Consider the following 14,926-nt stretch of genomic DNA (forward strand, 5'->3'; position numbering starts at 1 on the left):
AGAAGCGACGGAAGATGCCGGAGTCAGCAGTTCGGCCGTCGACCAGACTGTGCGGCAGATCCTTGACCTCATTCGGAACCGCGCCATGTCCGTCGGCGACGTCCTGCCAACCGAGCGGGACCTTGGCGAGCTATTCGGCGCCAGCCGCAACACGATACGCGAGGCGCTGCGCACCATCCGCACCTATGGCCTGATCGACCCCAAGCCGCGTGTCGGCGCGGTACTGGCCGACCGCCAGAATATCGCGATCCAGAATTTCTTCGCCGCCCAGATGGATATTTCAAGGACCTCCTTTCACGACATACAGGGGTTTCGCCGCATCATCGAAGTGAGCATCGGCGACCACATCATCCTCAATGCCAGTGCCGCCGAACTCGATGTCCTGGACGAAGTCAACGGCCTGATCGAAACCAGCAAGGACGTCCAGGAAGCCGCGCAGCGCGATTTCGATTTCCATCTGGCGCTGATGAAGCTTGCCGGCAACCGCATGCTGGTGCAGACTTATCAGTTCCTGTCGCCGGTCATCCTGCACATCATGACCGTCGGCAAATCCATCCGTCCGGTGCTGAGCGAGACACGCCACGCCCATGGCGAGATCATCGCGGCTCTGCGGGCGCGCGACCGCATCGCTTACAGCTACCTGATGAGCCGACATCTCGATTTCGGCCTGCGCTTCGTTCCCGACGACCTCGAAAACGCTCGCACCTCGCCGGCGCTGCCGGACCCGACATCTTCCAAGGATTTGCAGCATGTCTGAGTTTGAGAACAAGGTTGCGCTGATCACCGGCACGACCGGCATCGCGGTCGCCACCGCGAAGCGTCTGGCGCAGGGGGGTGCCGCGATCGTCGCCTGCGGCATCGATGAGGCAGCCAATGCGGCCATGCAGGAAAGCCTCGCCGGAGCCGGAGCGAATGCGCTGGTGCAAACGGTGGATGTTTCGGTTTCCGACCAGGTTCGCGACGCGGTCGCGACCGGCGTCGCGAAATTCGGCGGCATCGACATCATCGTCAATTCCGCGGCGGTGCATCCTTACGGGACAGCGACGACAACCGACTGGGAAACCTGGAACCGCGCAATGACGGTCAATGTCGGATCGATCTACCTGACAGCGCATTTCGGCATCCCGGAAATGATCAAGCGTGGCGGCGGCGCCATCGTCAACGTCGCTTCGGTGCAGGGCTTCGCCTGTCAGCAGAACGTCGCCGCCTATGCCACGACCAAGGGCGCCATCCACACGCTGACGCGATCGCTGGCGCTCGACTATGCGGCGGCGGGTATCCGGGTCAATTCCGTCAGCCCGGGCTCGATCCGCACTCCGATCCTGGAGAGGGCCGCGCGCGGCGACAGCGGCACGGATGCCGATGTCGAGGCTGCCTACAAGCGCTTCGGCGCGGCCCATCCGCTTGGCCGTATCGGCGAGCCGGAGGAGGTGGCGGAGCTGATCGCCTTCCTGTGCTCGTCGAAGGCCGGCTTCTGCACTGGCGCGGACTACAGAATAGATGGCGGCCTAACCGCCGGTATCGGCGTGAAATAGAGCCATGAAAATCGGTCTTGGCCTTTACCGGGAGTCGCTGACCCCTGATAATTTCCGCTTCGCCCGCCAGGCAGGCGCCACCCACATCGTTGCCCACCTCACCAACTATTTTCGCGGCCGCGATCCTTCGCTGTCCGCCGGCAGCGAAGCCGAGGGTTGGGGCGATTGCTCCAGCGATGAGCTTTGGGATTATGAGGATTTCGTCGGTCTGGTGAAGACCGTGCGTGACAACGGCCTGGAAATCGCCGCGATCGAGAATTTCTCGCCGCGTTTCTGGTCGGACGTGCTGCTCGGCGGTCCTGACAGGGCAAAACAGATCGAAGGATTGAAGCGCCTTGTTCGCGATGCCGGACGTGCCGGTATTCCCTGTATCGGCTACAACTTCTCGATCGCCGGCGTCTGGGGCTGGTCGCGCGGCCCATTCGCTCGGGGCGAGGCGATGTCGGTGGGGCTCGACCTCGCTGCCATCGATCCCGATCTGCCCCTCCCCGACGGCGTGGTCTGGAACATGCGCTATCGTGCTGGCCGGCCGAATGGCGTGCCGGTGACAGTCAGCAGCGACGAGCTCTGGCAGCGTCTAGACGTCTTCCTCCAGGAACTCGTTCCGGTGGCCGAAGAGGCCGGCGTCATGCTGGCGGCGCATCCCGACGATCCGCCGGCCGAAGCGCTGCGTGGCGCCGCGCGGCTCGTCAACCGGCCGCAGAAATACGACCGGCTGATGGGCATCGTCGACTCGCCGTCCAATGGGCTGGAGCTCTGCCTCGGCTCGCTGCAGGAAATGCCGGGCACCGACGATATCTACGGACACGTCCGGCGCTTCGCTCGAAGCAAACGCATCGGCTACATCCACTTCCGCAATGTGCGTGGCAAGGTGCCTAACTATCATGAGACTTTCGTCGATGACGGCGACATCGACATGGCCGAAATCATCCGCATCCTGCGCGATGAAAACTATGACGGCGTGATGATCCCGGACCACACGCCGGAGATGTCCTGCGACGCGCCCTGGCACGCCGGAAAGGCCTTTGCCTTGGGCTACATGCGTGCGCTGGTCCAGAACGCTGCGGCACTCGGGCCTTCTCGGACCGCCCAAGCCACCAACATCCGGATGCAAGCCTCATGACAAAATCGACGCGCCTCCATGATCTCAAGCCTGGTGAAATCCACGTCGCCAGTGGCGCATCGCCACGCTACGCATTGGGGGCGAACTGATACCGACCTGAGCGACGATTCTCGGTGTGTCCGTACCCCGCCAGTAGTAGTGCGGCCCTCGCGCCGGTTGCGATACGGCGCGCCATTCGCGGACTGAACGACGCCGCTTCAAGCGATCGCAGCTCGGCTTCCGACCGGATTACGGCAAGCGTCGCCGGCGACCTGCCGCGCATCAGTCGAGCGATATGGACAGCCCCGCAAGAAGCGGCGCGTACGCGGCGAGCCTGCGGGATACGAATTCGGTGAAGAGCCGCACGCGCTTCGTCTTGCGTGTCTCCCCCTGTGTGAGGAGCCAAACTGTTCCGTACAGGTGCAGGTCGGTACCCGGCACCCTCACCAACAGGGGGTCGGCATCGCCAACGAAGCATGGCAGTGTCGTGATCCCGAGCCCTTGCCGTACGGCAACGATCTGAGCCTCGGCGTCCGAGGTCCTGAATGGAACCCCCGTGGCGCGGACCTCACCCTCGCTGGCCCAGTGCGGGATTCCATGAATGCTTATGACGATCCACCGGATGGGATCAGGCGCGCCCGCACGCCACGCGGCTAGTCGATCGCAGGACATGTAGACGCCGCCGAACAGCTCCGGTCCCTTCAGGCCGTGAAGATTGAGCGGCAGGGTTTTGCGGTCGTAGACGACGCGGATCGCGACGTCGGCCTCTCGATTGGTCAGATTTGCCAGCTCGCCGGACGACAAGATTTCCATCTCGATGTCCGGATGCAGACGCGCGAAATCGGCGAAGTCCGGCATGAGCAGATGTGTCGCCAGGGGTGGTGCCAGCGTCACCCGCAGAAGCCCGCGCACGCTCTGGTCGCGCCCGAAGACGCGCGTCTCCAGCTGGTGCGACGACGATTCCATCTGGTTTGCGAGTTCCAGGACCTCCTCGCCCGCGGCCGTCAGGCGGTAGCCCGAAGGCAGCTTTTCGAACATCTGCGCCCCTAGGCGTTCCTCGAGCTGAGCGATGCGTCGCAGCGCGGTCGAGTGATTCACCCCGAGGCGCACGGCGGCGGCCCGCACCGAGCCTGCGCGCGCGACGGCAAGAAAGTAGCGGACGTCATCCCAGTCGATCATGGTGCAATCCAGCACCGCGCGGTGCGCCTTCCAAAGGCCCGTATCTAACACATCGAACAGCAGTGCGGGTGGTCAATAATGGCCTATGTCGACGAGTGCGGCCCAATTCCGAACGGCGGACACCGATCGTCGCGGCTGGCGTCAGTCGTCCAACCGGATCGATTTCGCACCACCGATGTGCGCGCTTCCGCACTCAACAACTGACACCGGCGGACCCATTTCGAGGTCCTCGGAGGCAGATGCTGTCCCGACAACACAAAAGGAGAAGTCATGGGAAAGCTTGAGGGTAAGGTTGCTGTGATCACCGGAGGATCGAGCGGCATGGCGCTGGCGAGCGCCAGGCGGTTCGTTGAAGAAGGCGCCTATGTTTTCATCACGGGCCGGAGACAGGAGCCGCTCGACGAGGCCGTCAGGCTGATCGGCCGGAACGTGACCGGCGTGCGCGGCGACGCGTCCAATCTCGACGACCTCGACCGCCTGTTCGATACAGTCAAGCGGGAAAAGGGCAAGATCGACGTCCTGTATGCGAGCGCCGGCACCGGCGAAGCCGTCCCACTGGGCGAGATTACCGAGCAGCACTTCGATGCGGCCTTCAACCTGAATGCGCGCGGCACGCTGTTTACGGTTCAGAAGGCGTTGCCGCTGTTCAACGATGGCGGATCGATTTTCATGACCGGGTCAGTTGCTTCGATCAAAGGTTTTCCTGGTTACAGCGTGTATGCGGCGAGCAAGGCGACGTTGCTCGCATTCGCACGCGGATGGCTCAACGAACTCAAGGGCAGGAATATCCGGGTGAACGTGCTGCACCCAGGGCCGATCGCCACACCGATGCAGGACCAAGTTCTCACCGAGGAGGCGAAGCAGATGTTCGAATCCCTGATCCCGCGGGGAAAGATGGGGCGTCCTGAGGAAATTGCGGCGGTCGCGCTGTTTCTTGCTTCAGACGATTCGAGCTTCGTGAATGGGGTGGAGTTGTCTGTCGACGGCGGCTTCTCGGCCATCTGAAGGGTCGGGGAATCAATATCAACACGGATCGGAGAAGCATTATGAACTACGCGATTGTAGGATTCGGTAAGATAGGCCAGGCCCTCGCCCACGCCTTCGCCCGTAAAAACATCGACGTGACCGTCGCAAGCCGCCGGCCGCCCGAGGCGTTGGCGCCGCAGGCTCGGGCGATTGGACCCACGGTCGTCGCCAAGTCGCTGCGGGAAGCACTCGAGGCCGACACAATCATCTTGGCGGTCCCTTTCGGGGAGCATCGCGAGGTTGCGAAAGCCCTGCCGAGCTGGAAAGGCAAGACGGTCATCGACGCGATGAACGCGTTTCCTGTCCCTGAAGAGCTGGACGGCCTCCCGTCCTCCGCATTCGTCGCGAAGTCGTTCACCGGCGCCAAGTTCGTGAAAGGATTCAATCACCTGGTTGCGGCCACCCTGGCTACCGATCCGGTCGTCGAGGGCGGCCACCGGGTCGTCTTTCTGTCGAGCGACGACGAGGACGCGATCGCACCCGTGGCGGCCTTGGCCAAACAACTCGGGTTTGCACCCGTCAAGCTGGGAAAGCTCAACGAGGGTGGCGCGCTGGTGCACGCACGCGGCCGCACTTGGGGCCAGCTCATCTTCCAGGATTTGTTCAAGAAGGAGCAATAATCGATCTACGACCGCGTGCGATCGACGCCGAGAACTGGTCGCGCGCCAACCTCTTCGAGCAGCGCGCGACCGAAAATTTGAAGGCCACAAGGTCGCGCAGCCAGATCCGTAGCTTCGGCGCTATGTGCCGGTGCTGCAACCAGTTGGTTTCTCAGTCGGCGGTGACCTGCGTCGTGCTTGCGGCTTTCGGCTGATCACCGACGGCAAAGACGGCACTTGCCTCGCTGACGATCGAGACGTGATTCTTGGCCGCGGTTCCGGCTGCGGTACCATCGCCGCGCAGAATGGCGGTGACGATGGCGTCATGCTCTTGCCAGGACTTGGCCAGGCGGCCGGCTAGTCTGAACTGTGCGCGGCGGAAGGGGGCGAGGCGGCTGCGCGTCGTGGCGGTCAGCTCTTGGATGTGCGTGCTATGGGCGCCGCGATAGAGCCGGCTGTGGAATTCGGTGTTGAAGTATTCATAGTCTTCCTCGGCGCCCAGCCGCACCAACCGGGCCGAGGATTGGTGTTCGATCTCGAGCGCGCGACGCTCGCCGCCGGTCATGCGTTCGGCGCAAAAGCGGGCGCAGATGCCTTCCAACTCGGCCATGCTTTCGAACATCGAGGCGAGATGCTCCTGCGTCACCACGGCGACGATCGCGCCCCGGTTAGGTCGCCTTTCGACAAGGCCCATGACGCTGAGCTGGCCAAGCGCCTCGCGTACGGGCGTGCGTGACACCTCGAAGCGGGCGGCGAGCGAAGCCTCGTCGAGCTTTTCACCAGGGCGCAGCACGCCGGTGACGATGCGGTCGCCGATCGCCCTCACCATCTGATCGACGGTCGTGCCTGACCGGATCAGGCTGCGCTTTCCCGACAAATCTGCTTCGCCTTCCGTGCTTCTACGTCCGAGCCATGAAATCAGCGCCGAACGGCGCGACCCGACTCGCCTCGCATCCTCTATGCCTATATTTTAATCCGTCTGTCAAACTGGCTTTGTTTAAGGCAATAAGTGTATGCAATTGCCTTTCAATTGTGCAGCGCAAAAAATATTCATTCCTGATTTCATTACATAAATCTTCTGTTTTGAACTGGCACAGCGATTGCATGCACTTTCTTGAAAAGGCGTTAACCGACCCGGAAAGGGTCCTACAGGGGAGCATTCACATGACCGACCGATTCATGCTTAGCCGCCGCCAATTGCTCAAGACCACCGCCGCGGGAGCCGCACTCGGGCTTGCCTCCGCGGCCTTTCCCATCAGCAAGGCGTTCGCCGCGAGCGCCACGGTCGGCTTCATCTATGTCGGCCCGAAGGATGATTACGGCTACAACCAGGCGCATGCCGAGGGGGCAGCGGCGCTGAAAGGCATCGAGGGCATCACCGTCGTCGAGGAGGAGAACGTACCGGAGACGGTCGATGTCCAAAAGACTATGGAATCGATGATCAATCTCGACGGCGCCTCGCTGATCTTCCCGACCTCGTTCGGCTATTTCGACCCCCACATGCTGGCCATGTGCGCGAAATTCCCCGACGTTCAGTTCCGCCACTGCGGCGGCATGTGGAACAAGGATAAGCATCCGATGAATGCCGGCTCCTACTTCGGCTATATCGGCATGGGTCAATATCTCAACGGCGTCGTCGCCGGCCACACCTCCAAGACCAAGAAGCTCGGCTTCGTCGCGGCCAAGCCCATTCCGCAGGTGCTGCTCAACATCAACTCCTTCCTGCTCGGCGCGCGCTCGGTTGATCCGACGATCACTTGCCAGGTCATCTTCACCGGCGAATGGTCGCTGGCGGTCAAGGAGGCGGAAGCCACCAACGCACTGGTCGACCAGGGCGCCGATGTCATCACCTGCCATGTCGACAGCCCGAAAGTGGTGGTCGAGACGGCAGCCGGCCGCGGCGCCTTCGTCTGCGGCTACCACGCCAACCAGAGCCCGCTGGCACCCGAGAAATACCTGACCGGCGCCGAATGGAACTGGGCCAAGGTCTACAAGATGTTCGTCGACGATCTCGTCGCCGGTAAGCCTTTGCCCAACTTCACGCGCGGCGGTCTGGCCGATGGCTTCGTCAAGATGAGCCCGCTCGGCCCCGCCGTCTCCGAGCCGGCGCGCAAACAGTTCGACGCCACGCTGGCCGAAATGATGAAGGGCGGCTTCGCCGTCATCAAGGGTCCGCTGAACAGCAACAAGGGCGCTGTCGTGGCCACCGAGGGCCAGGCTTTCCCCGAGAACGCGATCGAACTCGAAAGCATGGATTATCTGGTCGACGGGGTCGTCGGCTCGACCGCCTGACCGAAAGGGAGCGGGGCGATGGCGGAGATAGTGACGGAAGCCGGCATGCCGGTGACATTCGGCGCCAGGGGTCATCCGGCGGCGCTGGAATGGATGGCGCGGCGGGCGGAAGCATTCGTCATTCCGCTGGCGGCGCTGGTCGTCGGCATGGCCCTGTTCAGCCTGTTCATCCTGGCTGTCGGCAAGTCGCCGGTCCAGCTCTATGAAACGATGTGGCACGGCGGCTTCGGCTCGTGGTTCTCGGTGCAGAACTCGCTGTCACGCGCCGCACCCCTGTTGCTGGCGGCGCTCTGCGTGGCGCTGCCGGCGCGGCTCGGCCTCGTCGTTATCGGCGGCGAGGGCGCCATCGTGCTCGGCGGCGTCGCCGCCGCGGCAGCAGGCACGGCGCTCGACGGCGCCCCCTCCTTCATCGTCATTCTCGTCATGGGCGTGGCGGGCATGGCCGCCGGCGGCATCTGGATAGGTGCCGTCGGCGCGCTCCGCCATTACCGCGCCGTCAACGAGACCATCTCCAGCCTGCTGATGGCCTATATCGCCATCGCCCTGATGAACCAGCTGGTCGAAGGGCCGCTGCGCGACCCAGCCTCGCTCAACAAGCCCTCGACCCAGCCGCTGGCCGATATCTACCGCATCGGCGACATGCCGGGCATGGAGGTACATTGGGGCCTTGCCGTCGGCGTCGTCGCCTGCGTTCTGTCCTGGGTGCTGATCGAAAAGACCCGCTGGGGCTTTGCCGCCCGCATCGCCGGCGGCAATGTCAGGGCCGCCCAGGTGCAGGGCCTTGCCGTCGGCTCGCTGATCGTCGGCTTCACCGGGCTGGCCGGCGGCTTCTCCGGCCTTGCCGGCATGCTGGAGGTCGCGGCGGTGCAGGGCAGCGCCAACGCCTCGCTTGCCGCCGGCTATGGCTATACCGGCATCCTCGTCGCCTTCCTCGCCCGCCACAATCCGCTGGCCATCATCCCGGTCGCCTTCCTGCTCGGCGGCATCGACGCCTCCGGCGGGCTGATCCAGCGCCGCATGGACCTGCCCGACGCCACCGTGCTGGTGCTGCAGGGCATGCTGTTCATCGTCATCCTCTTCAGCGAGACCTTCTACGGCCGCCTCAAGGCCTTCAACCCCGATCTTTGGCAGAGGAGCAACTGATGGACGCCAGCGGGATCGGCCTCTGGGGCGTGCCGCTCGCCATCCTCGGCGGCGCGATCCGCGTCTCGACGCCCTTCATCTTCGTCTCGCTCGGCGAAGCCATCACCGAGCGTTCGGGCCGCATCAACCTCGGGTTGGAAGGCACGCTGGTGTTCGGCGCCATGGCCGCATATGCCGTGGCGGTTGTGACCGGCTCGCCCTGGCTCGGCCTCATCGCCGCCGCCTTCGCCGGCCTGTGCTTCGGCCTCTTCCACGGCTGGATCTGCAAATTCCCGAAGGTCAACGACATCGCCATCGGCATCGCCTTGATGCTGTTCGGCTCGGGCCTCGCCTTCTTCTTCGGCAAGCCGTTCATCCAGCCCTCGGCGCCCGACCTGCCGGCCATTCCGTTGGGCGCATGGTCGGACATTCCGCAGGTGCAGGCAGCCCTCGACGTCAACGTGCTATTCCTGATCGGCGCCGCACTTGCGGTGTTCCTATGGTGGGCCTTCCGCAACACCCGCGCCGGCCTCATCGTGCGCGTCGTCGGCGACAGTTCCGACGCCGCGCGCGCCATGGGCCTCAACCCCAACACCGTGCGCCTGATCGCCACCGGCGTCGGCGGCGCGCTCGCCGGCATCGGCGGCGCCTATCTGTCGCTCTATTATCCCGGCAGCTGGACCGAACGCATCTCGTCTGGCCAAGGGCTGATGGCGGTGGCGCTGGTCATCTTCGCGCGCTGGAACCCGCTTGGCTGCTTTGCCGCCGCCCTTCTGTTCGGCGGCGCCGGGGCACTCGGGCCGGCGCTGCAGTCGGTCGGCGTCACGCAAGGGTATTACCTCTTCTACGCCGCCCCTTACATCCTCACCCTGGTCATCATGATCGCCACGTCGTCGCCGACCCGTTCGCTCGCCGGCGCACCGAGCGAACTGTCGATCACCAAATGAGACCGGAGTTTTTGCCATGAACGCCAGAGCCGGTGTCACCCAGCGCTATATCGACGCCGATCCCTATCCATGGCCCTACAATGGCGAGCTTCGTCCCGACAACACGGCGCTGATCATCATCGACATGCAGACCGACTTCTGCGGGCCGGGCGGTTATGTCGATCATATGGGCTACGATCTGTCGCTGGTGCGCGCGCCGATCGAGCCGATCAAGTCGGTGCTGTCGGAGATGCGGGCCAAGGGCTACACCATCATTCACACCCGCGAGGGCCATCGGCCCGACCTCGCCGACCTGCCGGCCAACAAGCGCTGGCGCTCGCGTCGCATCAATGCCGGCATCGGCGATCCCGGCCCCTGCGGGCGCATCCTGGTGCGCGGCGAGCCCGGCTGGGACATCATCCCCGACCTCTATCCGGCCGAGGGCGAGCCGATCATCGACAAGCCGGGCAAGGGCTCCTTCTGCGCCACCGACCTGGAGCTGATCCTCAACCAGCGCGGTATCGAAAACATCGTGCTCACCGGCATCACCACCGATGTCTGCGTCCACACCACCATGCGCGAGGCCAACGACCGCGGCTTCGAATGCGTGATGCTGGAGGATTGCTGTGGCGCGACCGACTATGGGAACCATCTGGCCGCCATCAAGATGATCAAGATGCAAGGCGGCGTCTTCGGCGCGGTGTCGAACTCGGCGTCATTCGTCGCCCAACTGCCGTGAGGAACCGGGGATGATCAAAATCACCGGCAAGAAGGCCGTCGGCGTCGAAACCATCGGCATGACCATGCGGTTCGGCGCCTTCACGGCGCTCGACGATGTCTCGGTCAAGGTGCCGGCGGGATCATTCCACGCGCTGCTCGGCGAGAACGGCGCCGGCAAGTCGACGCTGGTCAAATGCATGATGGGTTTTTACCATCCGACCTCCGGCGACATGCTGGTCGACGGCCGCGAGGCGGCGATCGCCAGCCCCAAGGATGCCTCGGCGCTCGGCCTTGGCATGGTCTACCAGCATTTCACCCTCGTGCCGTCGCTGACCGGGGCGGAAAACCTGGTCATTTCGCGCGAAAAGGTGCCTGGCATCATTGACTGGCGCAAGGAGCGCGGCGAGCTTGCCGTGTTCATGGACCGGATGCCCTTCAAGCTTCCGCTCGACGTCAAGGTGGCCGAGCTTGCCGCCGGCGAGAAGCAGAAGCTGGAGATCGTCAAGCAGCTCTATCTCGGCCGCTCCTTCCTGGTGTTGGACGAGCCGACTTCGGTGCTCACCCCCGGTGAGGCGCAGGAGGTGCTCGGCCTCGTGCGCGCCATGACCAGGGCGGGCGACCTCACCGTGCTGATGATCTCGCACAAGTTCCACGAAGTGACGGCGTTCGCCGACGACGTCAGCGTGCTGCGCAAGGGCAGGCTGACCGGCACCGGCCGCGTAGCCGACCTCAACCACAGGCAGATGGCGGCGATGATGATCGGCGACCAGCCGATCGCGACGCTCGACAGCCGCGCCGAGCCGAAGCCGGACGCCGAGATCGTACTCAAGATCAAGGCGCTGAAGGCGCCGGACCGCACCGGGCTGAAGTCGATCCGGATCGAGGATCTCGGCGTGCGGTCCGGCGAGATCGTCGGCATCGCCGGCATTTCCGGCAACGGCCAGAAGGAATTCCTCGAAGTGCTGGCCGGGCAGCGCCCGCGCGATGCCGGCGAAGTGATGGTGCGCGGCACCGCCTATGCGGCGACGCGTGCCGAGGCGCGTGCGCTCAATGTCCGCCTCATCCCGGAGGAGCCGCTGAAGAACGCCTGCGCGCCGAAGATGACCGTGGCCGAAAACATCTCCTTCCGCACCTTCGACATCGACGGCAACGGCAAGCCGGTGAGCTGGATCAGCGCCGGTGCCATCAGGGCCTTCAGCGCCCGCCTGGTCGAGCAGTTCAAGGTCAAGACCGCCTCGCTGTCCTCGCCGATCGCCTCGCTGTCGGGCGGCAACGTGCAGCGCGCCGTGCTCGCCCGCGAACTCACCGGCGAGGTCGACCTTCTGATCGTCTCCAACCCGTGCTTCGGCCTCGACTTCTCGGCAGTGGCCGAAATCCGCGCCCGCATCATGAAGGCGCGCAATGCCGGCGCCGCGGTGCTTTTGATGTCGGAAGATCTCGACGAACTGCTCGAACTCTCCGACCGCATCCTGGTCATGTCGGACGGCGCGGTGGTCTACGAGACGCCGATCGCGCAGGCGAGCGTGCAGACGATCGGCGAGCATATGGCGGGGCATCACTGATGGCCGAAATCGATGCGCAGCCGTTTGCCTTTGCCTTTAAGCCGGAGTCCCTGGCGCTGGTCGTCATCGACATGCAGCGCGACTTCGCCGAACCCGGCGGCTTCGGCGCCAGCCTCGGCAACGATGTCAGCCGGGTCGTGGCAATCGTGCCGACGGTGAAGCGGCTGATCGAGGGATTTCGCGCCGCCGGCCTGCCGGTGATCCACACGATGGAGTGCCATCGTCCGGACCTTTCGGATCTGCCGCCAGCCAAGCGCAATCGCGGCAATCCCTCGATCCGCATCGGCGATGTCGGCCCGATGGGCCGCGTGCTGATCGTCGGCGAGCCGGGTACGGCGATCCTCGACGAGCTGGCGCCGCTGCCCGGTGAGATCGTCATCGAGAAGCCCGGCAAGGGGGCATTCTACGCCACCTCCTTCAACGAGGACCTCAAGAGGCTCGGCGCCGGGCAGCTGGTCTTTGCCGGCGTCACCACCGAGGTCTGCGTGCAGACGACGATGCGCGAGGCCAACGACCGTGGCTATGAGTGCCTGCTCGCCGAGGACGCGACGGAAAGCTATTTCCCCGAGTTCAAGGCAGCGGCGATCGCCATGATCAGGGCGCAGGGCGCCATCGTCGGCTGGACAGCGACCACCGACCAGGTACTCAAGGGAATTGCCAATGCCTAATCTTGCCTTTGCCGGCCTGCTCGACGGCGGCTGGCGCGATCTGGCGTTCGAGCCTTTCCGTGACGGCATCAGTGTGCACTGGCTGCTGAAGGGCGGGCCGGCGGAGCCGTCGGTCGCCATCCTCAGCTACCGGCCCGGTGCCGGCGTGCCGCGCCACCGCCATGTCGGGCTGGAGACCATCGTCGTGCTGGAGGGAACGCAGAGTGACGAGAATGGCGACTATCCCACCGGCAGCGTCGTGCTGAATCCGGTCGGCACCGAGCATTCGGTGTGGACGAAAGACGGCTGCGTCGTGCTGATCCAGTGGGACCTTCCGGCGATCATTCTGGGAGAGTCCACATGAGCGAGGTCCGCTTCGACATAGGCAGTCTACATGCTGCCTATGCAGCCGGCGTCAGTGTTGCCGCCATGATCGATGCCGTTCACGCCCGCATCGCGGCGGCCGACGATCCCGGCATCTTCATTCATCTGCCCGGCCAGGCGGACATGCTGGCGCAGGCGCAAAAGCTCGGACCGTTCGATCCGGTGGCCAAGCCGCTGTGGGGCGTGCCGTTCGCGGTCAAGGACAACATCGATGTCGCCGGCATGCCGACAACCGCCGCCTGCGCCGAATATGCCTATATGCCAGAGGCGGACGCTACCGTGGTGGCCCGGCTGAAGGCAGCCGGCGCATTGGTGGTGGGCAAGACCAATCTCGACCAGTTCGCCACCGGCCTTGTCGGCGTGCGCACGCCGTATCCGATCCCGAGGAACGCGGTCGATGCCAGCCTGGTGCCGGGCGGATCCTCGTCGGGGTCCGCGGTGGCAACGGCGCGCGGCATCGTCTCCTTCGCGCTGGGCACCGACACCGCCGGGTCCGGCCGCATTCCAGCCGGCCTCAACAACATCGTCGGGCTGAAGCCGACGGTCGGCGCGCTGTCGGCCGCCGGCGTCGTGCCGGCCTGCCGCACGCTCGACTGCGTCTCGGTGTTCGCATTGACCGTCGACGACGCCTATCGGGTGTTCTTGGCGGCGGCGGGGCGCGACGCGGCCGATCCATATTCTCGCGACATCGCCGTCCAGCCGCTCGCCGTACGCCCGCCGGTGCTGAGCGTCGGCATCCCGGCTAAGGCCGACCTGAAGTTCTTTGGCGATGCGGCGATGCAAGCCGGCTTCGAGGCCTCGCTTGCCACGCTGTCGCGGCTCGGCTGCCGGCTGGTGGAAATCCCCTTCGGCGATTTCTACGCCACCGCCAACCTTCTCTATGAGGGCGCCTGGGTGGCCGAGCGCTATGCGGCGATCCGCGATTTCATGGAGGCCAACGAAGCGGCCCTGCATCCGGTGACACGCAAGATCATCGGCGGCGCGCGCAACCTTTCGGCGGCGGACGCTTTCCGCGGCCTCTATGCGTTGCAGGCCTACAGGGCGAAGCTCGCTCCCGTCATCGCCTCGGTCGACCTGTTCTGCGTGCCGACCGCGCCGACGCACTACACCACCGCCGCCGTGCTCGCCGATCCGATCGACACCAACAGCCGCCTCGGCACCTACACCAATTTCGTCAACCTGCTCGACATGTGTGGCATCGCCGTGCCGACAGGCAAGCGCGACGACGGCCTGCCGATGAGCGTCACCTTGCTGGCGCCGGCCGGCCGCGATGCGCTGACAGCGGCGCTCGCCCGCGACCTGCATGCGGCGAGCGGCCTTTCGCTCGGCGCAACCGGCTGGCAGCAGCCGGGTTTTCTGCCTTCAGCTTCATCAGCCGATGATGGCATGATCGATCTCGTGGTTGTTGGCGCGCATCTTTCGGGAATGCCGCTCAACGGCCAACTGAGCCAGCTCGGCGCACGGTTCTCGCGCTCGGCAAAGACATCCGCCGCCTACAGGCTCTATGCGCTGGCTGGCCAGTCCGTGCCCAAGCCGGGGCTGCTCCGTGTCGCAGAGGGCGGCGCTGCCGTCGAGGTCGAAGTCTGGCGGCTGTCGGCCGATGCCTTCGGCCGCTTCGTCGCGGCCATCCCGCCACCGCTCGGCATCGGAACCATCGAGCTCGATGACGGCAGTTCGGCCAAGGGCTTCCTGGTCGAAACCGCTGGCCTCAGCGGTGCGTCCGACATCTCGTCCTTCGGCGGCTGGCGCCGCTTCGCCGGCCCCAGCAAGAACTCGGCCCCGGCAAGAACATAGCAGACCAAAGCCATCAGCACCGAAAGGCCCACTGCCCC

The 14,926-nt window shown here is 64.8% G+C and carries 15 protein-coding genes; 13 read left to right on the forward strand and 2 right to left on the reverse strand.

Features of this window, described 5'->3' with window-relative positions:
- Nucleotides 1-49 precede the first annotated feature (49 nt).
- The 3 genes from NKH02_RS14055 to NKH02_RS14065 are packed head-to-tail and all read left to right on the forward strand — an operon-like array spanning nucleotide 50 to nucleotide 2,658.
- Nucleotides 50-757, forward strand: coding sequence for a FadR/GntR family transcriptional regulator (locus NKH02_RS14055; RefSeq protein WP_352879588.1), 708 nt, complete (start codon nucleotides 50-52; stop codon nucleotides 755-757).
- Entirely contained in the window at nucleotides 750-1,535 is a 786-nt protein-coding gene (locus tag NKH02_RS14060) for an SDR family NAD(P)-dependent oxidoreductase (protein ID WP_352879459.1), read from the forward strand. The genes NKH02_RS14055 and NKH02_RS14060 overlap by 8 nt, the downstream gene beginning before the upstream one ends.
- A gap of 4 nt (nucleotides 1,536-1,539) precedes the next feature.
- On the forward strand, nucleotides 1,540-2,658 hold the full coding sequence (locus NKH02_RS14065) for a mannonate dehydratase (protein ID WP_352879461.1): 1,119 nt from the start codon (nucleotides 1,540-1,542) through the stop codon (nucleotides 2,656-2,658).
- Nucleotides 2,659-2,919: 261 nt separating this feature from the next.
- Here NKH02_RS14065 and NKH02_RS14070 read toward each other — a convergent pair whose 3' ends face one another.
- Nucleotides 2,920-3,816 (reverse strand): LysR family transcriptional regulator, encoded by an 897-nt coding sequence (locus NKH02_RS14070; protein WP_352879463.1) that lies wholly within the window; start codon nucleotides 3,814-3,816, stop codon nucleotides 2,920-2,922.
- 270 nt (nucleotides 3,817-4,086) lie between these two features.
- Between NKH02_RS14070 and NKH02_RS14075 the strand changes: the two genes are divergently transcribed.
- Nucleotides 4,087-4,821, forward strand: coding sequence for an SDR family NAD(P)-dependent oxidoreductase (locus tag NKH02_RS14075; protein WP_352879465.1), 735 nt, complete (start codon nucleotides 4,087-4,089; stop codon nucleotides 4,819-4,821).
- Between the two features lie 41 nt (nucleotides 4,822-4,862).
- Nucleotides 4,863-5,462, forward strand: a complete 600-nt coding sequence (locus tag NKH02_RS14080; protein ID WP_352879466.1) for an NADPH-dependent F420 reductase — start codon at nucleotides 4,863-4,865, stop codon at nucleotides 5,460-5,462.
- 151 nt (nucleotides 5,463-5,613) lie between these two features.
- Here the strand turns inward: NKH02_RS14080 and NKH02_RS14085 are convergent, their stop codons facing one another.
- Nucleotides 5,614-6,270, reverse strand: a complete 657-nt coding sequence (locus NKH02_RS14085) for a GntR family transcriptional regulator (RefSeq protein ID WP_502913814.1) — start codon at nucleotides 6,268-6,270, stop codon at nucleotides 5,614-5,616.
- A gap of 335 nt (nucleotides 6,271-6,605) precedes the next feature.
- On the opposite strand from NKH02_RS14085, the gene NKH02_RS14090 reads away from it, so the two are divergent.
- The 8 genes from NKH02_RS14090 to atzF are packed head-to-tail and all read left to right on the forward strand — an operon-like array spanning nucleotide 6,606 to nucleotide 14,888.
- Complete coding sequence (locus NKH02_RS14090; RefSeq protein WP_352879467.1) at nucleotides 6,606-7,733, forward strand: BMP family ABC transporter substrate-binding protein; 1,128 nt, start codon at nucleotides 6,606-6,608, stop codon at nucleotides 7,731-7,733.
- Between the two features lie 45 nt (nucleotides 7,734-7,778).
- On the forward strand, nucleotides 7,779-8,876 hold the full coding sequence (locus NKH02_RS14095) for an ABC transporter permease (RefSeq protein ID WP_352879590.1): 1,098 nt from the start codon (nucleotides 7,779-7,781) through the stop codon (nucleotides 8,874-8,876).
- Nucleotides 8,876-9,802, forward strand: coding sequence for an ABC transporter permease (locus NKH02_RS14100; RefSeq protein ID WP_352879469.1), 927 nt, complete (start codon nucleotides 8,876-8,878; stop codon nucleotides 9,800-9,802). Before NKH02_RS14095 ends, NKH02_RS14100 begins: the two co-directional genes overlap by 1 nt.
- Before the next feature lie 16 nt (nucleotides 9,803-9,818).
- Nucleotides 9,819-10,520, forward strand: a complete 702-nt coding sequence (gene biuH / locus NKH02_RS14105; protein ID WP_352866664.1) for a biuret amidohydrolase — start codon at nucleotides 9,819-9,821, stop codon at nucleotides 10,518-10,520.
- 10 nt (nucleotides 10,521-10,530) lie between these two features.
- Nucleotides 10,531-12,063 (forward strand): ABC transporter ATP-binding protein, encoded by a 1,533-nt coding sequence (locus tag NKH02_RS14110; protein ID WP_352879471.1) that lies wholly within the window; start codon nucleotides 10,531-10,533, stop codon nucleotides 12,061-12,063.
- Nucleotides 12,063-12,731, forward strand: a complete 669-nt coding sequence (locus NKH02_RS14115; RefSeq protein WP_352879473.1) for a cysteine hydrolase family protein — start codon at nucleotides 12,063-12,065, stop codon at nucleotides 12,729-12,731. The genes NKH02_RS14110 and NKH02_RS14115 overlap by 1 nt, the downstream gene beginning before the upstream one ends.
- Nucleotides 12,724-13,074, forward strand: a complete 351-nt coding sequence (locus NKH02_RS14120) for a cupin domain-containing protein (protein WP_352879475.1) — start codon at nucleotides 12,724-12,726, stop codon at nucleotides 13,072-13,074. The genes NKH02_RS14115 and NKH02_RS14120 overlap by 8 nt, the downstream gene beginning before the upstream one ends.
- Entirely contained in the window at nucleotides 13,071-14,888 is a 1,818-nt protein-coding gene (gene atzF, locus NKH02_RS14125; protein ID WP_352879477.1) for an allophanate hydrolase, read from the forward strand. Before NKH02_RS14120 ends, atzF begins: the two co-directional genes overlap by 4 nt.
- Nucleotides 14,889-14,926 lie beyond the last annotated feature (38 nt).

This window comes from Mesorhizobium sp. M1396 (genome assembly GCF_040317725.1).
Taxonomy (GTDB): Bacteria; Pseudomonadota; Alphaproteobacteria; order Rhizobiales; family Rhizobiaceae; genus Mesorhizobium.